The following is a 21,245-nucleotide window of genomic DNA, read 5'->3' as shown; positions in this document are numbered from 1 at the left end:
GGTGAATAGAAAAAGAGTATGCATATAACAAGTGATATTTCCCGATAAGCAGGTAAATATCACTTGTTTTGCATACTCTTTTTGTGTTTGCATATATACGTTAAGTTATATTGGTTATGGTTTGGTTTGTTTTCGACGACTTACATGGTTCTCTGAGATCTGAAGATTACATTCTTGTATTTCAGAAGAGCTGTCTGAAGAATCAGTCCTATTACAGCACAGGAAACAACCTCTCCGACACCTACAGTCAGCATCATAAGCGGAATCGGAAGATTCACTCCGTATCCGAAACGGAGTACGAATGGTACGATGACTGCATTCGCCACGATTGGCGGAATCGGTGCAAGAAAACGATTACAGTTGCGAAGCTTGTAAGTAAATACAGCACCGATCAGGGTTGCGATGCTTCCGAAGATGATATCTACCGGAATCGCGCCACCAAAAAGATTGGCGATGATACATCCGACAAATAACCCTGGGATTGCAGCTGGTGTAAAGAATGGCAGAATTGTCAGTGCCTCAGAAAAGCGGATCTGGACTTCGCCATAACTAAGCGGTGCAAATAAAACTGTCAGAACTACATAAATAGCTCCGATTGCAGCCGCCTCTACAAGAAACTGTGTACCTTTGTTTTTCATATTCAATTATCTCCTTTAGTATTTTTTTTACGAGTGGAAGGTTTCGAACACTCGGCTGAGAGTATATCACTTTTTCTGCATCCGGTCAATATCTTCTATGATAGTTTTATTGACATCATCTTCGTACAGGCGCATTTGTATCTGCATAGGAGTGGGATCGGTGGTGATCTTCATATGACCAAAGTGGTTAAAGAAGAACAGGACGCCAAGCCCGATTCCTATGGAATATGTGATTTCCAGAACAGTAAAATGATTGGAAACCTGTCCTGTAACCTGTGTATAAATCTGATCAAAAAGGCTGCCAACGTCTACGTCATTATTAAATGTCATAATAGAAAATCCGGCACCGAAAAAAGTAGCCAGACCGACGAAAATAATTTTACACCACTGCCAGATGATGCCGGGACCAGGCTTATTCTTAAAAGTAATGATAAAGTTTTCTTCACCAATCGTATTGATTTCAAGATCTGGTTCTTTTTTCTGAATTTCAGTGATCAGGTCCATGACAGACATCACGTAACGGCCGGGTTTATCAGGTGCGAGATTTACTACAGGTATTACACGCAGACGGTTTAAAATTTTGCTGTTGCTGCAGGAGAGTTTCGCTATGTCCTGCAGGTAAATATGCGGGTGGGTTACATGGATATTCTGATCTAATTGCAGATAGAGAGTATCGCTCATGTCAAATCATCCTTTCATTTTCGGCTTGAAAATAAGGCTTGCGAGATAAGAAAAAATAAGAGATGCGGAGACACCGACCGCACATGCGGTGAAACCACCCATAAAAAGTCCGATCAGACCGTTTTCATCGAGGGCTTCTTTCATTCCTTTCCACAATACATTGCCAAATCCGAGCAAAGGAACAGATGCGCCTGCTCCTGCAAATTCTACAAACGGCTGATAAATGCCAATGGCGCTTAAAACAGAACCGGTGCAGACCAGAAGTACCATAATACGGCCAGGCATAAGTTTTGTCCTGTCAAGCAGAATCTGAACCAGGGCACAGATGAGTCCTCCCGTCCAGAAAGCATTAAAATAGTCCATGTTTTTCCTCCTTCTATTTACATCATCTCAGGAACTTTATATTGTTCAATAACAACGGCATGTGCGATTCCGGGAATAGAGTCCCCTTCGTTGAAACTTACTTTTGATAACAATGCTCCGGTGGGGACAAACAGAATTCGTTTCCAGTTATTATTTATGATACCTGGTAATATATGTCCGACTAAAACAGAAGCAGCACATCCACATCCGCTGCCACCGGAATGTGTGTCCTGAGTTTCTGAGTCGTAAATCAACATGCCGCAGTCCTGATGTATGGAAGAGATGTCAACTCCTTTTTCTAAGAGAAGGTCGAAGAGGATTTTCTTACCTATCATGCCGAGATCACCTGTGAAAATAGCATCGTAATCTTCAGGCTTGCGGTTGAAATCTTTTAGATTCCGGGCTATGGTATCGCACGCGGCAGGAGCCATGCATCCGCCCATGTTAAAGGAATCCTTAAATCCGAAGTCAACCAGTCTGCCGGTGGTGATTCCTGTTATGACGGCACAGGTATTTTGATGCCGGAGAGAGTTGGAGTTTTCGGCAGCAGAACGGGATGGAGGTTCGGATCCGAGTACACAGGCTCCGGAACCAGTGACCGTCCAGGTAGCAGATAGGGGTCTTTGATTTCCATATCCCAGGGGAAAACGAAATTCCTTTTCTGCGCTGGCAAAATGGCTGGAGGTAGCGCAAAGGATGTGCTTTCCGTAGCCGCCTGCTACACACAAAGAGCCAAGGGAAAGAGACTCGCCCATAGTGGAACATGCACCGAAAAGGCCATAAAACGGAATTCCAAGATCTGCTGCTCCGAAAGAAGATGCAACAGTCTGGGCTAGTAGGTCACCGGCGAAAAGAAGACGGATATCAGATGCCTGCAGACCGGCTTTCCGGATTGCCAGCAATGCGGTTTCCTTTTGCATAGTGCTTTCGGCTGCTTCCCATGTATCCGTACCGAACAAGGGATCTTCGCATACTTTGTCGAAACAGGATCCTAATGGGCCTTCGCCTTCTTTCTGACCGACAATCGAGGCACAGCTTTGGATAAAGATGGGATTTTTAAATGAGACACTGGATGTACCGAGAGTTAGTTGATTCTTCATATGAAACCTCCTGTGAGATAAATCTGAAAAGATAAATATTCGGTAGTCGGCTGTTTCGCAAAATATTTTAAAGCAAATGATAGAGTAGTTATCTGGTGTAAAGCTACATAGCGAAAATGGATTGCGAATATCTGATTGATTTTGTATCTACAAAAGCATGGAACAGTTATGTGAAAAGATAGTAAATAACACCAAGAATCCACGAACTTAAAATTCCATACAGAATTACGGGACCTGCGATGGTGAATATCTTGCATCCGATGCCAAAGACCTGCCCCTCTGCTTTGTATTCGATGGCGGAAGAGGCGACAGAGTTGGCAAACCCGGTGATTGGCACAAGACCTCCGGCTCCTCCGAATTTTCCGATTTTGGAATAAAGATTAAGGCCGGTAAGGATAACGCTGATCAGTATCAGAATAAGGGAACACCAGGAACTGGAAGTATCTTTGTCAAGTCCGAGACTTTTGGCATAATTTAGGATAAACTGTCCCAGAACACAGATGATACCGCCTGTGAGAAAGGCTTTGCACATATTTAGCCCCAGGCTGTGAACAGGGGTGATTTTTTTTACGTAGTCCTGATATTGTTTTTGTTGTTTTTGAGTTGAAATATTACCTGACATAAGATTTTCTATGTTCTCCTTTCTTTTATGATAATTAACTGGAAATCATGGAAGCCATCCGTTATAATAGTAAATCAGTGAGCCGACTGCTTTGCCGAATGCGACACACAAAATGGTAAAGGAGAGGCCCTTTTGGAAACGGATTCTTCTTGCAAAAATGGGAAAAATATCTGCCATTTCTGCAAGTGCCATGATCCATCCTCCGAGAAAGATTCCTGAAAAGAGCCCGTACAAAATCAAAAAAGGAGTACCGGCAGGGACGTTCCATTGAAAGAGATAGAACAGATTTCCAAGCTCTGTTCCGAATAATGTAATGTCCTCATATAGCATGATATGGTCTGCAGTATGTGTAATGCCTGCATAACGCGGTACAATAGAGAGTCCGATCAGAAGCCCGATCAGTCCTCCGGCAATGATAAAACCGGAGCATAGTCCGATAAATCCGAGAAAGATCTGCTGTAGCATGTCTGCCTCCTGAATAAGATGACGAATTGCTGTGCCTGTGATAGGTATTATGGCGGAATCATAAAATTATATACATCAATTCTAAAGAATGTATGAAGAACTGTACTTTTGGGGAGAAAAATAGTATAATATCCTGTACAGATATTGATTCGTAGGAGGTTTTTGTATGCCGGATGCTTTTTCCAGAATGGAAATGCTGCTTGGTGATGCAGGGGCTGATAAACTTGGCAGAGCAAGAATCGCTGTTTTCGGGCTTGGCGGAGCAGGTTCTTTTGCTGCTGAGGCGCTGGCCAGATGTGGTGTGGCGAGCCTTACACTTGTGGATAATGGGATCGTGTCTGTTACTGACATTAACAGACAGTTATATGCGCTACGATCTACTGTTGGGAAAAATAATGTTCAGATTGCCAAGATGAGGATCCGAGATATTGATGAGGGCATTCTGGTGAACACATACGAAACGTTTTATAATAATGAAACAGCCGGAATGTTTGATCTGAAAAATTATGATTATATTATAGATGCCATGAATACTGTGGAATCTAAGCTTTTACTGATTGAGAATGCAAAGATCAGTAAAACGCCAATCATATCCTGTATGAGTACAGACGACAGGATGGATCCGTCAAAACTGGAGATCATGGATATTTCCAGAAGTGTTCTGTGTCCGATAGCGAAACAGATAAGAACGAAATTGCGTAAAAAAGGAATCCGAAAAGTAAAGGTGCTTTCTTCGAGAGAGAAAATATCAGATATACAGATGCATGGAAGTATTTCTTTCGTGCCGGGAGCAGCAGGAATGATGCTGGCCGGTGTGGTGGTTAAAGATTTGCTTGGAAAATCTGACAGGAAGCACAGATACAAAAAATAATGTTACTGTTTACTCCGTTCTCAGTGACAAAATAATAAAATAGAAAGATTGAGGAATGAAATCTGTGAATCAGAATATAATAGAGAAATTTACTGATCTGCTGGGTGAAGAGAAAGTCAAGGTAAATGAGCCGATGAACCGTCACACGACGTTTCGCATTGGTGGTCCGGCGGATTGTTTTTTATTGCCTTCTTCACAGGAAGAATTGCAGGAGATTATTAAGGTATGCAGTGATGAAAAACTGCCATATTTTATTTTGGGAAATGGAAGCAATCTTCTGGTAAGTGATGCCGGCTACAGAGGCGTGATCATACAGCTTTACAGAAACTATGGTGAGATTACGGCAGAGGGAAATATGATTCGTGCAAAGGCGGGCGCTTTGTTATCTCAGATTGCCGCTGCAGCTAAGAATGCATCTCTGACAGGCTTTGAGTTTGCCGGAGGAATCCCGGGAACATTAGGCGGCGCAGTTGTAATGAATGCGGGTGCTTATGGCGGTGAGATGAAAGACATCCTGAAAGAAGTAACCGTTATGACTGAAAAAGGAGAAATTCTTACACTTCCGGCGGAAGAACTGGAAATGGGATACCGTACAAGTATCATTAAGAAAAAAGGATATCTGGTGCTTGGCGCAGTAATCGTTCTGGAACAGGGAGAACAGGAAGTAATTAAGGCGAGAATGAAAGAACTGACAGAGCAGAGAGTCAGCAAACAACCTTTAGAGTATCCGAGCGCAGGAAGTACGTTTAAACGCCCGGAGGGATATTTTGCAGGAAAACTGATCATGGATGCAGGACTGTGTGGATATCAGACTGGTGGTGCACAGGTGTCAGAGAAACATTGCGGATTTGTGATTAACAAGGGAAATGCAACTGCGACAGATGTGTGCAGACTGATGAAGGATGTGCAGGATAAAGTAAAAGAGCAGTTTGGCGTGACTCTTGAACCGGAAGTAAAGTTCCTTGGAGACTTCGAAGATACAGACTTACAGATTAGTACATCGTTTCGTAAATAACTATACCGATTACGCAGAATGCGGATTTGAGTGTGCAGATAAAAAAACGCAGGCGTAGCGGGCTACGCTGAGGCTTTTTTATCTGTGCAATCAGATTTGCAGGCAAGTAAGTGGTATAGCTATTTCGAAAACGATGTATTAGGTGACAGGAGATAAAAAATGCGTTTTGTAATAGTTACAGGAGTATCAGGTGCCGGAAAAACCGCTGCATTAAAAATGCTGGAGGACGCAAATTATTTTTGCGTAGATAATCTTCCGATTCCTTTACTGGAGAAATTTGCATCACTGATGCCGGAGATACATGGAGAAGATGTACAGAATGTTGCACTGGGAATCGATGCCAGAAGCGGACGTTCATTAGATGAACTGGAAGTTGTTCTGGACAGAATGAAGAAGGCAGGATATGATTTTGAAATCCTGTTTCTGGATGCCCAGGACAGCGTTCTGGTTAAGAGATATAAAGAGACCAGAAGGAGTCATCCGCTTGCTATGGGCGGAAGAGTTGATGATGGGATTCGGCTGGAAAGAGAAAAGATGCGTTTTTTGAAAGAACGCGCAGACTACATTATTGATACCAGCCATCTTCTGACAAGGGAACTGAAACAGGAGATCGACAGGATATTCGTTGATAATCAGGAATTCTGCAATATGATGATTTCTGTACTATCATTTGGATTTAAATATGGAATTCCGGCGGATGCGGATCTTGTATTTGATGTTCGTTTTTTGCCGAATCCGTATTATATAGATGAATTAAGGCCGCTGACAGGGCTGGATGAACGTGTTTTTAATTATGTAATGGACTGTGATACCTCAAGAGCATTTGCAGATAAACTGGAGGATATGATAAACTTCCTTATTCCTAATTATGTGAAAGAAGGAAAGACAAATCTTGTGATTGCAATTGGATGTACCGGGGGAAAACATCGTTCTGTTACACTGGCGAGAGAATTATACTCCAGACTTTCAAAGAATACAAAATATGGTTTCAGGCTGGAACACAGAGATGTAGAGAAAGACCGTCTGGTAAAAAAACAGGAAGGATGATACAGAAAAGATGTCTTTTTCGGGGATGGTGAAGGAAGAACTTTTCAGACAGATTGGATCTGCCAGACATTGTAAAATGGCGGAACTGGCTGCAATGTTGTGTTCCTGTGGAAAAATGGAATATTTTTCAGGGGAGAGCAAATTAAAGATTCAGACGGAAAATGAAGCAGTTGCAAGAAAGTGCTTTACATTATTACAAAAAACATTTAATATAGAGAGCGAAGTATCTGTACGTGAGAACAGCCACCTGAAGCGGGTAAAGGTATATGTGATTGAGATATCTGATCCCGAAGAGATCCAGGTAATTCTTCAGGCGTTAAGGCTTGCCGCGGACAGTGTCGGCCATGGTACGCTTATGCTGGCGGATATGCTGCTGGTACAGCAGAATTGTTGCAAGCGGGCGTTTATCAGGGGAGCTTTTCTGGCATCGGGTTCGATCAGTGATCCGGAGAAAGGGTATCATTTTGAAATTGTGTGTCCTGATGTAAGAAAGGCAGAACAGTTACAGGTGATCATTCGTAGTTTTTCAGTAGATGCTAAGATCGTACAGCGCAAGAAATCATATGTGGTCTATGTGAAGGAAGGTGCGCAGATCGTGGACATGCTTGCAGTTATGGAGGCTAACGTAGCATTGATGGACCTGGAGAACATCCGTATACTGAAAGAAATGAGAAATTCTGTAAACAGAAAAGTTAACTGTGAAACTGCGAATATTAATAAAACCGTAAATGCAGCTGTCAAGCAGATAGAGGACATCAGGCTGATTCAGCAAAGAATGGGATTTGAACAGCTTAATGAGGGGCTTGCACAGATTGCAGAACTCCGGATGCAATATCCGGAAGCTACATTAAAAGAATTAGGAATGATGTTGAGCCCGCAGGTGGGCAAATCGGGAGTCAATCACCGCTTGAGAAAGCTGAGTGCAATGGCTGACGAACTGCGGGAGAAAGAAGGAGGAGAATTATTATGATCAAAAAACCAATCACCATTAATTTATCCACAGGTCTGGAAGCACGTCCGGTAGCACAGCTGGTGCAGGTTGCAAGCCAGTTTAACAGTGAGATTTATGTAGAGATTGGAAAGAAACGTGTGAACGCAAAGAGCATTATGGGCATGATGACTCTTGGACTTGATGCGGGAGAAGAAATTACATTATCTGCAAATGGTGATGATGAAGAGGCTGCTATGACAAGCATTGAGGAGTATTTAAGTAATCAGTAATCTCAAAATGATTTCTCAGAATATCGGACACATCCGGAAGGGAAGACCGCTTTCCGGGTGTGTTTTGTCGTATTATGGGTGATTATAAGTTGACCGTACGAAAAAAAAAGGTTATAATGAGCGAAAAGATAACTGCGAAGTGTTGAACAGTTATGCGAAAGAATAAAAATGAGGAGCGTAACAGATGTCAAAATTTCTGAAATTTATTGTACATTTTATAGTGATATGCACCATTGTCTGTGTTGTTGGTCTGGCAGTTCCGCCTTTCTTTGGAATCACAACAGAAATAATGGATGATTCCGGCAAGAAGACAAACCTGCCGATAGGATCCGTTACTTATGCAATCCCTGCGAAAGCTTCAGAAGCAGCCGTAGGCGATTTTATTCTTTATCAGAGTGATTCTAAAGCATATCGATATATGATCACAGAGATGGATAAAGAGAATAATATTTTTAAAGTGGTAGATTCTACAGATAAGGATGCAGAACCTATTACTGTTGAAGTAAAGAAGTATATTCCGAAGGTTGTCATCACGATTGGATATGTAGGATATCTTCTGACTGCTACAGAGAGTATAGAAGGTCTTATTATTCTTGGACTTGCCGTTCTTTTCCTTATCATCCTTTACATAGTTGCGGAGCTTTTGAAGAAAGAACCACAGGATGATTATGATGACACAGATACAGAACCAGGTTATGTCAAGAGCAAAAAGGAACTTAAGAAAGAAGAGAAAGCAAGAGAAAAACGCTACAAAGAAGAAGAACGTCAGATAAAGAAAGAAGAACGTGCGCGTAAGAAGGGCAAAGTGCCGGAGAGAAAGAAAATTAAGACAGGTGGCTTTGTAGATGAGATCTATGAAGACGATCTGGAACCGACACAGCCAGAACAGCCAACAGCAGTACAGGCAGCTACAAGCGAAGCACATGAACTTCTTAAAAAAGAGATTGCAGCGGCTACCGCAGATGAGCAACTCAAAACTGAAAAACCAGTGCAGCCAGTGGTGCAGCAGCCACAGGCGCGGCGGGAAGTTATTTCCGGAAAAACTGAGGTGATCGTGCCACAGGTAAAAGAACAGCTCAAACAGATGATGAGCGCTTCTGACAGAAAGCCTGTAGAGAAAGAGGAAGAAGCAGATGAAGAGAAACCTGTAGAAATCAAACGAATGGTAATTCCGTCATGGTCAGCAGCGCAGATTGCAGAGAGTGCAAAGAATCAGGGGGATGCCCCGGATATCGTGAGAGATGATGTGACAAAGGTCACATTGTTTGATTATTCTGATATCATTGCAGATGAGAAGCCTGTCAGAGCAGAAGAGCAGACAGTGGAGAAATAAAACAGAAGAATGAAATAATAATGGAACGTGTTTCTTCCTATATAATATAGAAGAAACACGTTCTTTCTATATTAATATTGATGATTATAGCTGCAAAGATCGGAGTTAATGGCTGCTGTTCGTTCTATCTTTAGTGACATACATACAATATAAAAGAGTTTGGCACGCGAACAGTAATTGACCAATGGACAGTAATGTTGACTGAATCAAGTAAGTTCCCTGCTTCGATTGCGAAAAGCAATAAGCAGTGGGTGGGACTTACTTGTATCAGGAGGAGTGCAGGCTCCTTCTGATAAACTGCGGAGCAGTTATTCGGTGTAGAGCTACGTAGCGAAGCGGATTGCGAATATCCGCTTGACTAAACATAATTATATAGAAACATCATATATGATGGATAAAAAGTCTTAAAAATATTGTACGGAATCAAATACAAAAAAAAGATAAAAAAGTGAAAAAAACACTTGCATTTTTCTGAGAGGTCGTGTATACTCTCAATTGTTGTGACATTGATAGCAATGAAGCGCGAGGTTGCTGCCACAAAGATGGCAGGTTTTCCGTGGAGCGAATGTCAAGTTTGAAAACTGACGACAAGTCACTGTACAAGTTCAGAAGACCATCCAGGGATGGCGTGTGTGGTAAAAATTCGAAAGACACACACGGAGATGTGTACAGTCGCCGCTTGTCGTACTGCTTGAAAAGTACGAATAGGAGGAGACTTTTTTTATGGCAAATCAGGTAATGAGAATCACATTAAAGGCTTATGATCATCAGTTAGTAGATGCATCAGCAGCAAAAATCATCGAAACTGTTAAAAAGAACGGAGCAATGGTAAGCGGACCGGTTCCACTTCCAACTAAGAAAGAGGTTGTTACAATCTTAAGAGCCGTTCATAAATACAAAGATTCCAGAGAACAGTTCGAACAGAGAACTCATAAGAGACTGATCGATATCCTTACACCAACACAGAAGACAGTAGATGCTCTGTCAAGACTGGAAATGCCAGCAGGTGTTAACATCGATATCAAAATGAAGACTAAATAAGGCATTGAACACTTAATGAGTATGTAATGCGAATTTAGTGAGAAAGCCCACCTCGACACTTAATGAGCGAGAGCGAATTTGGTGACGATGGTGTCTCAACTATGATAATGCTATAAGCATTAAGCTATTTACTATATGATTGCCGGTAATCGGTAATCCGCTATAAGGAGGAAGAAAGAATGAAGAAAGCTATTTTAGCTACTAAAGTCGGAATGACTCAGATCTTCAATGAAGACGGCCAGTTGATTCCGGTAACAGTTTTACAGGCTGGTCCTTGTGTCGTAACTCAGGTTAAGACAGAAGAGAACGATGGATACGAAGCAGTTCAGGTTGGATTCGGAGACATCAGAGAAAGCCTTGTTAACAAACCGGAAAAAGGACACTTTGACAAAGCTGGCGTTGCAGTAAAGAGATTCGTTAAAGAGTTCAGATTTGATAACGCTGCTGAATATACAGTAGGACAGGAAATTAAAGCTGATATCTTTGCAGACGGCGATCACATTGATGCAACAGCTGTTTCCAAAGGTAAAGGTTTCCAGGGTGCGATCAAGAGACATGGTCAGTCAAGAGGACCTATGGCTCATGGTTCCAAATATCACCGTCATGCAGGTTCCAATGGTGCTTGTTCTGATCCGAGCAAGGTATTCAAAGGAAAACACATGCCAGGTCATATGGGAAATGTTCAGGTTACTGTACAGAACCTTGAGATCGTACGCGTAGATACAGAAAATAACTTACTGTTAGTTAAAGGTGCTGTTCCAGGACCTAAGAAATCTTTGGTAACAATCAAAGAGACAGTAAAGTCCTTATAATAAGAAAGGAGGAGCACACAAATGGCAAACGTAACTGTTTATAATATGGAAGGCAACGAAGTTGGAACAATGGAACTGAATGATGCAGTATTCGGCGTAGAAGTCAATGAGCATCTTGTTCACCTTGCTGTTGTTCGTCAGCTTGCAAATAATCGCCAGGGTACTCAGAAAGCTAAAACACGTTCTGAAGTAAGCGGCGGCGGAAGAAAACCGTGGAGACAGAAAGGAACAGGTCATGCTAGACAGGGTTCCATTCGTGCACCACAGTGGACTGGCGGCGGTGTTGTATTCGCTCCGGTACCAAGAGATTATGAAGTGAAAATGAACAAGAAAGAAAGAAGAGCTGCTTTAAAATCTGCTCTGACTTCCAAAGTTCAGGACAATAAATTAGTAGTTGTTGATGCTCTTACATTAGCAGATGTTAAGACAAAGGAAATGCAGAAAGTTCTTACAAACCTGAAAGCTGAGAAAGCTCTGGTTATCACAGCAACAGATGACAAGAATGTAATCCTTTCCGCAAGAAACATCACTGATGTTCAGACTGCAACTCCAAGTACTATCAACGTATACGATGTTATGAACCACAACACCGTAATCGTAACCAAAGATGCTGTAGCATCCATCGAGGAGGTATATGCATAATGGCTGATATCAAGTACTATGACGTAATCAAGAAACCAGTGATTACAGAAAAATCTATGAATGCAATGGCTGAAAAGAAATACACTTTCTTAGTTCATCCGGAAGCAAACAAATCTCAGATCAAAGAAGCTGTAGAGAAAATGTTCGAAGGAACAAAAGTAAAGAGCGTTAACACCATGAATATGGATGGAAAGAAAAAACGCCGTGGTATGACAGTTGGAACAACTGCTAAAACCAAAAAAGCTATCGTAGCTCTGACAGAAGACAGCAAAGACATCGAAATCTTTGAAGGACTTTAATTGATGGCTTCAGCGGTACGGGTGCCACTTCGGAAGCTTTGCTTCCTCAGCCGCGTTACACGCTTATGAGTCTTCACAAGAATCCGACCTTACATGCGAGCATGACGGTCTGCTTCTTATGAATCCCCGGCACTCTGATTATCGCGAGTATACGCATTCAAAAGCGTGAGGACAAATTTGAAAGGAGAACAAAAATGGGAATCAAAAGTTATAACCCATATACACCGTCTAGAAGACATATGACTGGTTCCGATTTCTCAGAGATCACAAAATCTACACCAGAGAAATCTCTTACCGTGTCTTTAAAGAAAAACGCTGGACGTAACAACCAGGGTAAGATCACAGTTAGACACCGCGGAGGCGGAAGCAGAAGAAAATACAGAATCATCGACTTCAAGAGAAGAAAAGATGGAATCCCTGCAACAGTAGTTTCCATCGAGTATGATCCAAACAGAACAGCAAACATCGCTTTAATCTCTTATGTAGATGGCGAGAAAGCATATATCCTTGCACCGGAAGGCTTAAAAGTAGGTCAGAAAGTTATGAACGGAGCTGATGCAGAAGTTCGTGTTGGTAACTGCTTACCATTAGAGCTTATCCCGGTTGGTACTATGGTACACAACATTGAGCTTCATCCTGGAAAGGGCGGACAGATGGTTCGTTCTGCTGGAAACGGTGCTCAGTTAATGGCTAAAGAAGGCAAATACGCAACACTGCGTCTGCCATCTGGTGAAATGAGAATGGTTCCGATCGTATGCCGCGCATCTGTAGGCGTTGTCGGAAACGGAGATCACAACCTGATTAACATCGGTAAAGCCGGACGTAAACGTAACATGGGTATCAGACCTACTGTTCGTGGTTCCGTAATGAACCCGAATGACCATCCACATGGTGGTGGTGAAGGAAAGACCGGTATCGGTCGTCCAGGTCCATGCACTCCATGGGGAAAACCTGCTCTTGGTCTGAAGACAAGAAAGAAAAACAAACCGTCCAACAAGCTCATCGTAAGAAGACGCGATGGAAAAGCATTATCGAAATAATAAGGAGGATTAAGCATGTCTCGTTCACTGAAAAAAGGACCTTTTGCAGATGCCAGCTTACTTAAAAAAGTAGACGCATTAAACGCTGCAAATGACAAATCCGTTATCAAAACCTGGTCACGCCGTTCTACAATCTTCCCGTCCTTCGTAGGACACACAATCGCTGTCCATGACGGAAGAAAACACGTGCCGGTATATGTAACAGAAGATATGGTTGGCCACAAACTCGGTGAGTTCGTTGCAACCAGAACCTACAGAGGACACGGAAAAGACGAAAAGAAATCCGGTGTTCGCTAGTATTTGACTTTATATTCTGTCTGCTGCCCGTGAGACAGCGGACAGGTTAACCTGATATTGAGAGAAAAAGGAAAGGAGGCACTTTAAAATGGCAAAGGGACATAGAAGCCAGATAAAAAGAGCCAGAAATGAGAGTAATAGAGAGACAAGACCGTCTGCAAAATTATCTTACGCAAGAATTTCTGTTCAGAAAGCCTGCTACGTGTTAGATGTAATCCGCGGTAAAGATGTGCAGACAGCACTTGGTATCTTAACATACAACCCAAGATACGCTTCCAGCGTTATCAAGAAACTTCTTGAGTCAGCAATTGCAAATGCTGAAAACAACAACGGAATGAATGCAGACAACCTCTACGTTGCAGCCTGCTATGCAGATAAAGGACCTACAATGAAGAGAATTCAGCCAAGAGCACAGGGTAGAGCTTACAGAATCGAAAAGAGAACAAGCCATATCACCATCGTGCTGGATGAAAGATAAGGAGGAAAAGCATGGGACAGAAAGTTAACCCACATGGCCTTAGAGTCGGTGTTATCAAGGATTGGGATTCAAGATGGTATGCTGATGCAGACTTCGCTGATTACCTGGTAGAAGACTACAACATCAGAACATTCCTTAAAAAGAAATTATACAGCGCAGGTGTTTCCAAAATCGAAATCGAAAGAGCATCTGACAGAGTTAAGATTATCATCTACACAGCTAAACCTGGTATCGTAATCGGTAAAGGCGGCGCTGAGATCGAAAAAGTTAAAGCTGAATTAAAGAAATTCACAGACAAAAAACTTATCGTAGATATCAAAGAAGTAAAGAGACCAGACAGAGACGCTCAGTTAGTAGCAGAGAATATTGCTTTACAGCTTGAGAACCGTATCTCTTTCAGACGTGCTATGAAATCTACAATGCAGAGAACAATGAAGGCCGGAGCAAAAGGTATCAAAACATCCGTATCCGGACGTCTTGGCGGTGCTGATATGGCTCGTACAGAGTTCTACAGCGAAGGAACTATCCCGCTTCAGACACTTCGTGCAGATATTGACTATGGATTCGCAGAAGCAGACACAACATACGGCAAAGTTGGCGTAAAAGCTTGGGTCTACAATGGCGAAGTACTTCCAACAAAAGGAACTAAGGAAGGGAGCGATAAATAATGTTAATGCCAAAAAGAGTAAAACGTCGTAAACAATTCCGTGGCTCCATGAGAGGAAAAGCCCTTAGAGGTAATAAAATCAATTATGGTGAATTCGGACTTGTTGCAACCGAACCGTGTTGGATCCGTTCCAATCAGATCGAGGCAGCCCGTGTTGCTATGACACGTTACATCAAACGTGGTGGTCAGGTTTGGATTAAGATTTTCCCAGATAAACCAGTAACAGCGAAACCAGCAGAAACACGAATGGGTTCCGGAAAAGGTGCCCTTGAATACTGGGTAGCAGTTGTTAAGCCAGGACGTGTAATGTTCGAAATTGCAGGCGTTTCAGAAGAAATCGCTCGTGAAGCATTACGTCTTGCAATGCACAAGTTACCATGTAAATGTAAAATCGTTTCTCGTGCAGACTTAGAAGGCGGTGATAACAGTGAAAATTAATAAATTCGTGGAAGATTTAAAGGCAAAATCAGCTGCAGAATTAAATGAAGAATTAGTAGCTGCTAAAAAAGAACTTTTCAATCTGAGATTTCAGAATGCAACTAATCAATTAGAGAATACAAGCCGCATTAAAGAGGTTCGCAAGAACATTGCAAGAATCCAGACAGTAATTACTGAGCAGGCTAACGCTTCCAAATAATAGGAGGAAACTATCGTGGAAAGAAATCTGAGAAAAACCCGCGTGGGTAAGGTTGTCAGCAATAAGATGGACAAAACCATTGTAGTTGCTATTGAAGACCATGTAAAACATCCTCTTTACAAAAAGATCGTGAAGAGAACATATAAATTAAAAGCTCATGACGAAAACAATGAGTGCAATATCGGTGATACCGTAAAAGTTATGGAAACCAGACCGTTATCCAAGGATAAAAGATGGAGACTGGTTGAAATCGTAGAGAAAGTTAAATAAGGAGGAGACCAGTATGATCCAGCAGGAAACTAGACTGAAAGTTGCCGACAACACTGGTGCAAAAGAAATCCTTTGTATTCGTGTTATGGGCGGCTCTACAAGAAGATATGCAAGCATTGGCGATACAATTGTTGCTACTGTTAAAGATGCAACACCAGGCGGCGTTGTTAAAAAAGGTGACGTTGTAAAAGCTGTTGTAGTTAGAACTAAAAAAGGCGCTCGTCGTAAAGACGGATCTTACATCCGTTTCGATGAAAATGCTGCCGTAATCATTAAAGACGACTTAACTCCGAGAGGAACACGTATCTTTGGACCAGTTGCCAGAGAACTTCGTGAGAAGAAATTCATGAAGATCGTTTCCTTAGCTCCGGAAGTATTATAGGAGGGTGCCTAATGTCAGCTATGAAAATTAAAAAAGGTGATACTGTAAAAGTTATCGCTGGTAAAGATAATGGCAAAGAGGGTAAAGTCCTTGCAGTTAACGCAAAAGACAATACCGTTGTTGTTGAGAATATCAACAAAGTTACAAAACACAGCAAACCATCTGCTGCAAATCAGCAGGGCGGAATCATCACAAAAGAAGCTCCACTGCACATCTCCAACGTTATGCTGGTTGTTGATGGACAGGCTACAAGAGTAGGATTCCAGATGGACGGCGACAAAAAAGTCCGCGTTGCTAAAAAGACCGGTAAGGTTATCGATTAATTAAGAGAGGAGGCATGACAAGTGAGTAGATTAAAAGAAATGTACAAAAATGAGATCATGGATGCCATGACCAAAAAATTTGGATACAAAAATGTTATGGAAGTGCCAAAACTCGACAAGATCGTAATCAATATGGGTGTTGGTGAAGCCAAAGAAAACGCTAAGCTTCTTGATGCTGCAATCGCAGATATGGAACTTATCACAGGACAGAAAGCAATCGCTACTAAAGCTAAAAAATCTGTTGCTAACTTTAAAATCAGAGAGGGTATGCCGATCGGTTGTAAAGTTACATTAAGAGGAGAAAAAATGTACGAGTTCGCTGATCGTCTGATCAACCTTGCACTTCCTCGTGTACGTGACTTCCGTGGTATCAACCCGAACGCATTCGATGGCCGTGGAAACTATGCTCTGGGTATCAAAGAGCAGCTTATCTTCCCGGAAGTTGAATATGATAAAGTTGACAAAGTAAGAGGTATGGACATCATCTTCGTTACTACAGCTAAGACTGATGAAGAAGCTCGTGAATTACTGACATTATTCAATATGCCGTTTGCAAAGTAATAGGAGGAACGATTCATGGCTAAAACAGCAATGAAAATCAAACAGCAGCGCAAACAGAAATTCTCCACAAGAGAATATACACGCTGCAACATTTGTGGACGTCCACATTCTGTTTTAAGAAAATACGGAATCTGCAGAATCTGCTTCCGTGAATTAGCTTACAAGGGACAGATCCCGGGCGTTAAGAAGGCTTCCTGGTAGGAACCGGATTTAAATATAAATAAACGATCGGCTGATTTTATCAGTCCGATCATGTGTCCAAACGAGATTTTAAATTAGGTAACAATGTAAATTATTAATATATATGCACATGTAAAGTCTGAAATAAATAGGAGGAAACTAACATGACAATGAGCGATCCAATCGCAGATATGCTTACAAGAATTCGTAACGCAAACACTGCAAAACACGACACAGTAGATGTTCCGGCATCTAAGATGAAAATTGCAATTGCTAACATCCTTGTTGATGAAGGATATATTGCAAAATACGATTTAGTTGAAGATGGAGTTGTTAAAACTCTTCATATCACACTGAAATACGGTGAAGATAAAAACGAAAAAATCATCACTGGTTTAAAGAGAATCTCCAAACCTGGTCTTCGTATCTACGCAGGTAAGGATCAGCTTCCAAAAGTTCTTGGTGGACTTGGAATCGCAATTCTTTCTACAAACAAAGGTGTTATTACTGATAAAGAAGCTCGCAAACTTCAGGTTGGCGGCGAAGTATTAGCATTCGTTTGGTAATTTGAACCAAGATTTTTTATAGAGAGCAAACTGAAAACAGAGAGGATGTAGCATCCTCTCCGATAATCTAAGTAAGGAGGACAAACATATGTCACGAATTGGTAGACTTCCGGTTGCTATTCCTGCAGGCGTAGAAGTAACTGTCGCTGAAGGCAACGTAGTAACTGTAAAAGGACCAAAAGGAACACTCGAAAGAGCACTTCCTACAGAAATGGAAATCAAAGTTGAAGATGGTCATGTAGTAGTTTCCAGACCAAACGACTTAAAGAAAATGAAATCTCTTCACGGTTTAACAAGAAGCTTAATCCACAACATGGTTGTTGGTGTAAGCGAAGGCTATACAAAAGAGCTTGAAGTTAACGGTGTAGGTTATAAAGCAGCAAAACAGGGCAAGAAACTCACACTCAGCCTTGGATACTCTCATCCGGTAGAAATGGAAGATCCAGACGGAATCGAAACCAAAGTTGATGGTAATAAGATTATCGTATCTGGTATCAGTAAAGAAAAAGTCGGCCAGTTTGCAGCTGAGATCAGAGACAAGAGAAGACCTGAGCCATACAAAGGTAAAGGTATCAAATATGTTGATGAAGTTATCAGACGTAAAGTTGGTAAGACTGGTAAGAAATAATTTAGGAGGGTGAGAAAATGGTAAATAAGGCATCTAGAGCGAAAATTCGTGAGAATAAGCATAGAAGATTACGTCATCATTTAAACGGAACTGCAACAACACCTCGTTTAGCAGTATTTCGTTCCAACAAGCATATGTATGCTCAGATTATTGATGACACTGTAGGAAAAACTTTAGTATCTGCTTCTACTCTTCAGAAAGAAGTAAGAGCTGAGTTAGAGAACACTGATGATGTAGCAGCAGCTGCACATTTAGGAACCGTTATTGGTAAGAAAGCTGTTGAAGCTGGCATTGAAAGCGTTGTTTTCGACAGAGGAGGCTATATCTACCACGGTAAAGTTAAAGCACTGGCAGACGCAGCAAGAGAAGCTGGGCTGAAATTCTAATAAGGAGGAGCGAAACACATGAAACGTAATCTTATTGATGCTAGTCAGTTAGAATTAGAAGATAAAGTAGTATCAATCAAGCGTGTTACCAAGGTTGTTAAAGGTGGTCGTAACTTCCGTTTCACAGCTTTAGTTGTTGTAGGTGACGGCAACGGACACGTTGGTGCAGGTTTAGGTAAAGCAGCTGAAATTCCTGAAGCTATCCGCAAAGGAAAAGAGGATGCTATGAAGAAATTAGTAACAGTAGCAAGAGACGAGAACAACTCTATTACACATGACTTCGTTGGAAAATACGGAAGCGCTGAAATGCTTCTGAAGAGAGCTCCGGAAGGTACTGGAGTTATCGCCGGCGGTCCTGCCCGTGCGGTAATTGAGTTAGCTGGTATCAAAAATATCCGTACAAAATGTATGGGATCCAGAAATAAACAGAACGTTGTTCTTGCAACAATCGAAGGCTTAAGACAGTTAAAAACTCCGGAAGAAGTTGCTAGACTTCGCGGAAAATCTGTTGATGAGATTCTGGCTTAAGGAGGAAATACAAAAATGGCAAACACATTAAAAGTTACATTAGTAAAATCTCCTATTGGTGCAGTTCCGAAGCACAAAAAAACTGTTGCAGCTATGGGTCTTACAAAAATGCACAAAACAGTTGAAATGCCGGATAACGCAGCAACAAGAGGAATGATTCAGCAGGTACAGCACCTGGTAAAGGTTGAAGAAGCTTAATTGCGATTTAACCAGAGAGAACTCTGATATGGATCTGATATGAGCCTGTTATTCACAAGAGTAGCGGGAACATACAGAAACATATTCAGAAAAGATACGATCTGAACTTATAGATTTGAAATAATAATAAGGAGGTGCCAACATGGAATTATCAAACTTAAGACCAGCAGAAGGTTCTAAGCACAGCGATAACTTCAGAAGAGGCCGTGGACATGGTTCTGGAAACGGTAAAACAGCCGGTAAAGGACACAAAGGACAGTTAGCTCGTTCCGGTCACAAGAAACCGGGATTTGAAGGTGGTCAGATGCCTTTATACAGACGTCTGCCTAAGAGAGGATTCAAAAACAGAAATACAAAAGAGATTATTGCAATCAACGTTGACGTACTGAACCGTTTCGAAGATGGTGCAGAAGTTACAGCAGAAAGCTTACTTGCAAGCGGTGCAATCTCCAAGATCGCAGATGGCGTTAAAATTCTTGGAAATGGTGAGCTGACAAAGAAACTTAATGTCAAAGTAAACGCTGTCAGCGAGACTGCAAAATCAAAAATTGAAGCTGCTGGTGGTACAGTAGAGGTGATCTAATGTTTGAAACTCTTAAAAATGTTTTTAGAGTGAAAGAAATGAGACGCAAGCTGTTGTATCTGATATGGATGATTTTTATCATCCGTATCGGCTGCCAGATCCCGGTACCGGGTGTTGACAGTGACTTCTTCAAACAGTGGTTCAGCAGCAACGCCGGAGACGCATTCAATTTCTTTGATGCGTTTACTGGTGGTTCATTTGAAAGAATGTCAATTTTCGCATTGAACATCACACCTTACATCACATCTTCCATTATCATTCAGCTTCTCACAATTGCAATTCCGGCACTGGAAGAGATGCAGAGAGATGGTGAAGAGGGAAGAAAGAAGATGACTGCAATTACTCGTTATGTAACTGTAGGTCTTGCTTTATTTGAATCAATTGCAATGTCAATCGGATTCGGACGTCAGGGTATGATTCCGGATCTGAACTTCTTCAAAGGTGTTGTAGTTGTTGCCTGCCTTACGGCTGGTTCAGCTATGCTGATGTGGCTCGGTGAACGTATTACAGAAAAAGGCGTTGGAAATGGTATATCCATCGTACTTACTATTAATATCATCTCCAGAATGCCAAGCGACTTGTCATTACTGTATGAGAACTTTATCAAAGGAAAAACAATTGCAAAAGGTACTCTTGCAGGAATCATTATTGCAGCTGTTATCCTTGTAGTAGTAGTTCTGGTACTTATCCTTAACGGAGCAGAGAGAAGAATTCCGGTTCAGTATTCCAAGAAAATGGTCGGAAGAAAACTGATGGGTGGCCAGTCCACTAACATTCCGCTGAAAGTTAACACAGCAGGTGTTATCCCGGTAATCTTTGCATCCTCCATTATGTCTTTCCCGACTGTAATTGCACAGTTAACAGGAAAAGGTAATGGTACAGGAATCGGAAGTGAGATTCTTCGTGGTCTTTCTTCTAATAACTGGTGTAATCCGAAACAGCTTCAGTATACATGGGGTCTGCTTCTTTACATCGTACTTTGTGTTTTCTTTGCATATTTCTACACTTCCATCACATTCAATCCGCTGGAAGTTGCAGACAATATCAAAAAGCAGGGTGGATTTATTCCAGGTATTCGTCCTGGAAAACCTACGTCAGATTATTTGACTAATATCTTAAATTATATTATATTTATAGGTGCAGTAGGTCTTATTATTGTGTGCGTGATCCCATTCATCTTTAATGGTGTATTTGGGGCAAATGTTTCATTCGGTGGAACATCCATCATCATCGTTGTTGGTGTTATCCTCGAAACTGTGAAGCAGATTGAGTCACAGCTTCTCGTACGTAATTACAAAGGCTTCCTGAACAATTAAAAATGAGAGGTTGTGGTGCATTGCATCACAGCCTTGATTTGCTAAAAAAGAAAAC

34 protein-coding genes are annotated in these 21,245 nt (G+C 41.6%); 28 read left to right on the top strand and 6 right to left on the bottom strand.

Annotation, left to right across the window (positions count from 1 at the left end; translation table 11 throughout):
- Positions 1-140 precede the first annotated feature (140 nt).
- From ACTNC0_RS05670 to ACTNC0_RS05645, 6 genes are all read right to left on the bottom strand, one after another.
- Positions 141-638 (bottom strand): QueT transporter family protein, encoded by a 498-nt coding sequence (locus ACTNC0_RS05670; protein ID WP_117675275.1) that lies wholly within the window; start codon positions 636-638, stop codon positions 141-143.
- Positions 639-704: 66 nt separating this feature from the next.
- Positions 705-1,319 carry a stage V sporulation protein AA gene (locus tag ACTNC0_RS05665; RefSeq protein WP_441086641.1) on the bottom strand — a complete coding sequence of 205 codons (615 nt, stop codon included), beginning with the start codon at positions 1,317-1,319 and terminating at the stop codon, positions 705-707.
- A 6-nt stretch (positions 1,320-1,325) separates the two neighbouring features.
- Positions 1,326-1,682, bottom strand: a complete 357-nt coding sequence (locus ACTNC0_RS05660) for a SpoVA/SpoVAEb family sporulation membrane protein (RefSeq protein ID WP_441086640.1) — start codon at positions 1,680-1,682, stop codon at positions 1,326-1,328.
- Positions 1,683-1,699: 17 nt separating this feature from the next.
- Positions 1,700-2,782 carry a stage V sporulation protein AD gene (locus ACTNC0_RS05655; RefSeq protein ID WP_441086639.1) on the bottom strand — a complete coding sequence of 361 codons (1,083 nt, stop codon included), beginning with the start codon at positions 2,780-2,782 and terminating at the stop codon, positions 1,700-1,702.
- Positions 2,783-2,948: 166 nt separating this feature from the next.
- Positions 2,949-3,404 carry a SpoVA/SpoVAEb family sporulation membrane protein gene (locus ACTNC0_RS05650; RefSeq protein WP_441086638.1) on the bottom strand — a complete coding sequence of 152 codons (456 nt, stop codon included), beginning with the start codon at positions 3,402-3,404 and terminating at the stop codon, positions 2,949-2,951.
- Between the two features lie 45 nt (positions 3,405-3,449).
- The gene (locus ACTNC0_RS05645) at positions 3,450-3,869 is read right to left on the bottom strand and encodes a stage V sporulation protein AB (RefSeq protein WP_118775034.1); all 420 of its coding nucleotides are present in this window, start codon (positions 3,867-3,869) and stop codon (positions 3,450-3,452) included.
- A 166-nt stretch (positions 3,870-4,035) separates the two neighbouring features.
- On the opposite strand from ACTNC0_RS05645, the gene ACTNC0_RS05640 reads away from it, so the two are divergent.
- The 28 genes from ACTNC0_RS05640 (at position 4,036) to secY (ending at position 21,190) form a co-directional block, all read left to right on the top strand.
- Positions 4,036-4,740 carry a tRNA threonylcarbamoyladenosine dehydratase gene (locus ACTNC0_RS05640; RefSeq protein WP_441086637.1) on the top strand — a complete coding sequence of 235 codons (705 nt, stop codon included), beginning with the start codon at positions 4,036-4,038 and terminating at the stop codon, positions 4,738-4,740.
- A gap of 55 nt (positions 4,741-4,795) precedes the next feature.
- On the top strand, positions 4,796-5,755 hold the full coding sequence (murB, locus tag ACTNC0_RS05635; RefSeq protein ID WP_441086636.1) for a UDP-N-acetylmuramate dehydrogenase: 960 nt from the start codon (positions 4,796-4,798) through the stop codon (positions 5,753-5,755).
- Between the two features lie 159 nt (positions 5,756-5,914).
- Positions 5,915-6,802, top strand: coding sequence for an RNase adapter RapZ (rapZ, locus tag ACTNC0_RS05630; RefSeq protein WP_441086635.1), 888 nt, complete (start codon positions 5,915-5,917; stop codon positions 6,800-6,802).
- A gap of 10 nt (positions 6,803-6,812) precedes the next feature.
- A complete protein-coding gene (gene whiA / locus ACTNC0_RS05625) occupies positions 6,813-7,772 on the top strand; it encodes a DNA-binding protein WhiA (RefSeq protein WP_441086634.1) in 960 nt (319 codons plus the stop codon).
- Positions 7,769-8,023 carry an HPr family phosphocarrier protein gene (locus ACTNC0_RS05620; protein WP_441086633.1) on the top strand — a complete coding sequence of 85 codons (255 nt, stop codon included), beginning with the start codon at positions 7,769-7,771 and terminating at the stop codon, positions 8,021-8,023. Before whiA ends, ACTNC0_RS05620 begins: the two co-directional genes overlap by 4 nt.
- A 184-nt stretch (positions 8,024-8,207) precedes the next feature.
- Positions 8,208-9,356 (top strand): hypothetical protein, encoded by a 1,149-nt coding sequence (locus ACTNC0_RS05615; protein WP_441086632.1) that lies wholly within the window; start codon positions 8,208-8,210, stop codon positions 9,354-9,356.
- A gap of 723 nt (positions 9,357-10,079) precedes the next feature.
- Positions 10,080-10,397, top strand: a complete 318-nt coding sequence (rpsJ, locus tag ACTNC0_RS05610) for a 30S ribosomal protein S10 (protein ID WP_008707245.1) — start codon at positions 10,080-10,082, stop codon at positions 10,395-10,397.
- A 179-nt stretch (positions 10,398-10,576) separates the two neighbouring features.
- Positions 10,577-11,209: a 50S ribosomal protein L3 gene (rplC, locus tag ACTNC0_RS05605; protein WP_008707247.1), complete on the top strand. Its 633-nt coding sequence runs from the start codon at positions 10,577-10,579 to the stop codon at positions 11,207-11,209.
- A gap of 21 nt (positions 11,210-11,230) precedes the next feature.
- Positions 11,231-11,851, top strand: coding sequence for a 50S ribosomal protein L4 (gene rplD / locus ACTNC0_RS05600; RefSeq protein WP_008707249.1), 621 nt, complete (start codon positions 11,231-11,233; stop codon positions 11,849-11,851).
- The gene (gene rplW, locus ACTNC0_RS05595) at positions 11,851-12,150 is read left to right on the top strand and encodes a 50S ribosomal protein L23 (protein ID WP_008707251.1); all 300 of its coding nucleotides are present in this window, start codon (positions 11,851-11,853) and stop codon (positions 12,148-12,150) included. Before rplD ends, rplW begins: the two co-directional genes overlap by 1 nt.
- A 194-nt stretch (positions 12,151-12,344) precedes the next feature.
- Positions 12,345-13,190, top strand: a complete 846-nt coding sequence (gene rplB, locus ACTNC0_RS05590) for a 50S ribosomal protein L2 (protein ID WP_008707253.1) — start codon at positions 12,345-12,347, stop codon at positions 13,188-13,190.
- Between the two features lie 15 nt (positions 13,191-13,205).
- On the top strand, positions 13,206-13,487 hold the full coding sequence (rpsS, locus tag ACTNC0_RS05585) for a 30S ribosomal protein S19 (protein ID WP_008707255.1): 282 nt from the start codon (positions 13,206-13,208) through the stop codon (positions 13,485-13,487).
- Positions 13,488-13,575: 88 nt separating this feature from the next.
- On the top strand, positions 13,576-13,965 hold the full coding sequence (gene rplV, locus ACTNC0_RS05580) for a 50S ribosomal protein L22 (protein WP_008707257.1): 390 nt from the start codon (positions 13,576-13,578) through the stop codon (positions 13,963-13,965).
- Between the two features lie 11 nt (positions 13,966-13,976).
- On the top strand, positions 13,977-14,633 hold the full coding sequence (gene rpsC / locus ACTNC0_RS05575) for a 30S ribosomal protein S3 (protein ID WP_117675254.1): 657 nt from the start codon (positions 13,977-13,979) through the stop codon (positions 14,631-14,633).
- Positions 14,633-15,070 carry a 50S ribosomal protein L16 gene (gene rplP / locus ACTNC0_RS05570; RefSeq protein ID WP_008707261.1) on the top strand — a complete coding sequence of 146 codons (438 nt, stop codon included), beginning with the start codon at positions 14,633-14,635 and terminating at the stop codon, positions 15,068-15,070. Before rpsC ends, rplP begins: the two co-directional genes overlap by 1 nt.
- Positions 15,060-15,269, top strand: coding sequence for a 50S ribosomal protein L29 (rpmC, locus tag ACTNC0_RS05565; protein WP_020994114.1), 210 nt, complete (start codon positions 15,060-15,062; stop codon positions 15,267-15,269). The genes rplP and rpmC overlap by 11 nt, the downstream gene beginning before the upstream one ends.
- 15 nt (positions 15,270-15,284) lie before the next feature.
- Positions 15,285-15,539, top strand: coding sequence for a 30S ribosomal protein S17 (gene rpsQ, locus ACTNC0_RS05560; protein WP_008707264.1), 255 nt, complete (start codon positions 15,285-15,287; stop codon positions 15,537-15,539).
- Positions 15,540-15,552: 13 nt separating this feature from the next.
- Positions 15,553-15,921 (top strand): 50S ribosomal protein L14, encoded by a 369-nt coding sequence (rplN, locus tag ACTNC0_RS05555; protein WP_008707265.1) that lies wholly within the window; start codon positions 15,553-15,555, stop codon positions 15,919-15,921.
- Positions 15,922-15,932: 11 nt separating this feature from the next.
- A complete protein-coding gene (gene rplX / locus ACTNC0_RS05550) occupies positions 15,933-16,244 on the top strand; it encodes a 50S ribosomal protein L24 (protein WP_008707266.1) in 312 nt (103 codons plus the stop codon).
- Positions 16,245-16,265: 21 nt separating this feature from the next.
- Complete coding sequence (gene rplE, locus ACTNC0_RS05545; protein WP_117675253.1) at positions 16,266-16,805, top strand: 50S ribosomal protein L5; 540 nt, start codon at positions 16,266-16,268, stop codon at positions 16,803-16,805.
- 15 nt (positions 16,806-16,820) lie between these two features.
- On the top strand, positions 16,821-17,006 hold the full coding sequence (locus ACTNC0_RS05540) for a type Z 30S ribosomal protein S14 (RefSeq protein WP_008707268.1): 186 nt from the start codon (positions 16,821-16,823) through the stop codon (positions 17,004-17,006).
- Positions 17,007-17,149: 143 nt separating this feature from the next.
- Positions 17,150-17,551 carry a 30S ribosomal protein S8 gene (gene rpsH / locus ACTNC0_RS05535; protein WP_019162493.1) on the top strand — a complete coding sequence of 134 codons (402 nt, stop codon included), beginning with the start codon at positions 17,150-17,152 and terminating at the stop codon, positions 17,549-17,551.
- An 88-nt stretch (positions 17,552-17,639) separates the two neighbouring features.
- Entirely contained in the window at positions 17,640-18,179 is a 540-nt protein-coding gene (gene rplF, locus ACTNC0_RS05530) for a 50S ribosomal protein L6 (RefSeq protein WP_008707270.1), read from the top strand.
- Positions 18,180-18,196: 17 nt separating this feature from the next.
- Positions 18,197-18,565, top strand: coding sequence for a 50S ribosomal protein L18 (gene rplR, locus ACTNC0_RS05525; protein WP_019162491.1), 369 nt, complete (start codon positions 18,197-18,199; stop codon positions 18,563-18,565).
- Between the two features lie 18 nt (positions 18,566-18,583).
- Positions 18,584-19,093 (top strand): 30S ribosomal protein S5, encoded by a 510-nt coding sequence (gene rpsE, locus ACTNC0_RS05520; RefSeq protein ID WP_117675251.1) that lies wholly within the window; start codon positions 18,584-18,586, stop codon positions 19,091-19,093.
- A 15-nt stretch (positions 19,094-19,108) separates the two neighbouring features.
- On the top strand, positions 19,109-19,291 hold the full coding sequence (gene rpmD, locus ACTNC0_RS05515; protein ID WP_008707273.1) for a 50S ribosomal protein L30: 183 nt from the start codon (positions 19,109-19,111) through the stop codon (positions 19,289-19,291).
- Between the two features lie 142 nt (positions 19,292-19,433).
- Complete coding sequence (gene rplO, locus ACTNC0_RS05510; RefSeq protein WP_008707274.1) at positions 19,434-19,874, top strand: 50S ribosomal protein L15; 441 nt, start codon at positions 19,434-19,436, stop codon at positions 19,872-19,874.
- Positions 19,874-21,190 carry a preprotein translocase subunit SecY gene (gene secY / locus ACTNC0_RS05505; protein WP_441086630.1) on the top strand — a complete coding sequence of 439 codons (1,317 nt, stop codon included), beginning with the start codon at positions 19,874-19,876 and terminating at the stop codon, positions 21,188-21,190. Before rplO ends, secY begins: the two co-directional genes overlap by 1 nt.
- Positions 21,191-21,245 lie beyond the last annotated feature (55 nt).

The organism is Blautia sp. HCP3S3_B11, assembly GCF_052064435.1.
Taxonomy (GTDB): Bacteria; Bacillota; Clostridia; order Lachnospirales; family Lachnospiraceae; genus Blautia_A.
The sequence above is the reverse complement of the archived record's forward strand: the minus strand, read 5'-3'. Positions and strand labels throughout refer to the sequence as shown.

Excerpts from the sequence above, each read along its gene's own strand:
- ACTNC0_RS05670 (WP_117675275.1), bottom strand. The coding sequence starts at position 638 with ATGAAAAACAAAGGTACACAGTTTCTTGTAGAGGCGGCTGCAATCGGA.
- ACTNC0_RS05665 (WP_441086641.1), bottom strand. The coding sequence starts at position 1,319 with ATGAGCGATACTCTCTATCTGCAATTAGATCAGAATATCCATGTAACC.
- ACTNC0_RS05660 (WP_441086640.1), bottom strand. The coding sequence starts at position 1,682 with ATGGACTATTTTAATGCTTTCTGGACGGGAGGACTCATCTGTGCCCTG.
- ACTNC0_RS05655 (WP_441086639.1), bottom strand. The coding sequence starts at position 2,782 with ATGAAGAATCAACTAACTCTCGGTACATCCAGTGTCTCATTTAAAAAT.
- ACTNC0_RS05650 (WP_441086638.1), bottom strand. The coding sequence starts at position 3,404 with ATGTCAGGTAATATTTCAACTCAAAAACAACAAAAACAATATCAGGAC.
- ACTNC0_RS05645 (WP_118775034.1), bottom strand. The coding sequence starts at position 3,869 with ATGCTACAGCAGATCTTTCTCGGATTTATCGGACTATGCTCCGGTTTT.
- ACTNC0_RS05640 (WP_441086637.1), top strand. The coding sequence starts at position 4,036 with ATGCCGGATGCTTTTTCCAGAATGGAAATGCTGCTTGGTGATGCAGGG.
- murB (WP_441086636.1), top strand. The coding sequence starts at position 4,796 with ATGAAATCTGTGAATCAGAATATAATAGAGAAATTTACTGATCTGCTG.
- rapZ (WP_441086635.1), top strand. The coding sequence starts at position 5,915 with ATGCGTTTTGTAATAGTTACAGGAGTATCAGGTGCCGGAAAAACCGCT.
- whiA (WP_441086634.1), top strand. The coding sequence starts at position 6,813 with ATGTCTTTTTCGGGGATGGTGAAGGAAGAACTTTTCAGACAGATTGGA.
- ACTNC0_RS05620 (WP_441086633.1), top strand. The coding sequence starts at position 7,769 with ATGATCAAAAAACCAATCACCATTAATTTATCCACAGGTCTGGAAGCA.
- ACTNC0_RS05615 (WP_441086632.1), top strand. The coding sequence starts at position 8,208 with ATGTCAAAATTTCTGAAATTTATTGTACATTTTATAGTGATATGCACC.
- rpsJ (WP_008707245.1), top strand. The coding sequence starts at position 10,080 with ATGGCAAATCAGGTAATGAGAATCACATTAAAGGCTTATGATCATCAG.
- rplC (WP_008707247.1), top strand. The coding sequence starts at position 10,577 with ATGAAGAAAGCTATTTTAGCTACTAAAGTCGGAATGACTCAGATCTTC.
- rplD (WP_008707249.1), top strand. The coding sequence starts at position 11,231 with ATGGCAAACGTAACTGTTTATAATATGGAAGGCAACGAAGTTGGAACA.
- rplW (WP_008707251.1), top strand. The coding sequence starts at position 11,851 with ATGGCTGATATCAAGTACTATGACGTAATCAAGAAACCAGTGATTACA.
- rplB (WP_008707253.1), top strand. The coding sequence starts at position 12,345 with ATGGGAATCAAAAGTTATAACCCATATACACCGTCTAGAAGACATATG.
- rpsS (WP_008707255.1), top strand. The coding sequence starts at position 13,206 with ATGTCTCGTTCACTGAAAAAAGGACCTTTTGCAGATGCCAGCTTACTT.
- rplV (WP_008707257.1), top strand. The coding sequence starts at position 13,576 with ATGGCAAAGGGACATAGAAGCCAGATAAAAAGAGCCAGAAATGAGAGT.
- rpsC (WP_117675254.1), top strand. The coding sequence starts at position 13,977 with ATGGGACAGAAAGTTAACCCACATGGCCTTAGAGTCGGTGTTATCAAG.
- rplP (WP_008707261.1), top strand. The coding sequence starts at position 14,633 with ATGTTAATGCCAAAAAGAGTAAAACGTCGTAAACAATTCCGTGGCTCC.
- rplN (WP_008707265.1), top strand. The coding sequence starts at position 15,553 with ATGATCCAGCAGGAAACTAGACTGAAAGTTGCCGACAACACTGGTGCA.
- rplX (WP_008707266.1), top strand. The coding sequence starts at position 15,933 with ATGTCAGCTATGAAAATTAAAAAAGGTGATACTGTAAAAGTTATCGCT.
- ACTNC0_RS05540 (WP_008707268.1), top strand. The coding sequence starts at position 16,821 with ATGGCTAAAACAGCAATGAAAATCAAACAGCAGCGCAAACAGAAATTC.
- rpsH (WP_019162493.1), top strand. The coding sequence starts at position 17,150 with ATGACAATGAGCGATCCAATCGCAGATATGCTTACAAGAATTCGTAAC.
- rplF (WP_008707270.1), top strand. The coding sequence starts at position 17,640 with ATGTCACGAATTGGTAGACTTCCGGTTGCTATTCCTGCAGGCGTAGAA.
- rplR (WP_019162491.1), top strand. The coding sequence starts at position 18,197 with ATGGTAAATAAGGCATCTAGAGCGAAAATTCGTGAGAATAAGCATAGA.
- rpsE (WP_117675251.1), top strand. The coding sequence starts at position 18,584 with ATGAAACGTAATCTTATTGATGCTAGTCAGTTAGAATTAGAAGATAAA.
- rpmD (WP_008707273.1), top strand. The coding sequence starts at position 19,109 with ATGGCAAACACATTAAAAGTTACATTAGTAAAATCTCCTATTGGTGCA.
- rplO (WP_008707274.1), top strand. The coding sequence starts at position 19,434 with ATGGAATTATCAAACTTAAGACCAGCAGAAGGTTCTAAGCACAGCGAT.
- secY (WP_441086630.1), top strand. The coding sequence starts at position 19,874 with ATGTTTGAAACTCTTAAAAATGTTTTTAGAGTGAAAGAAATGAGACGC.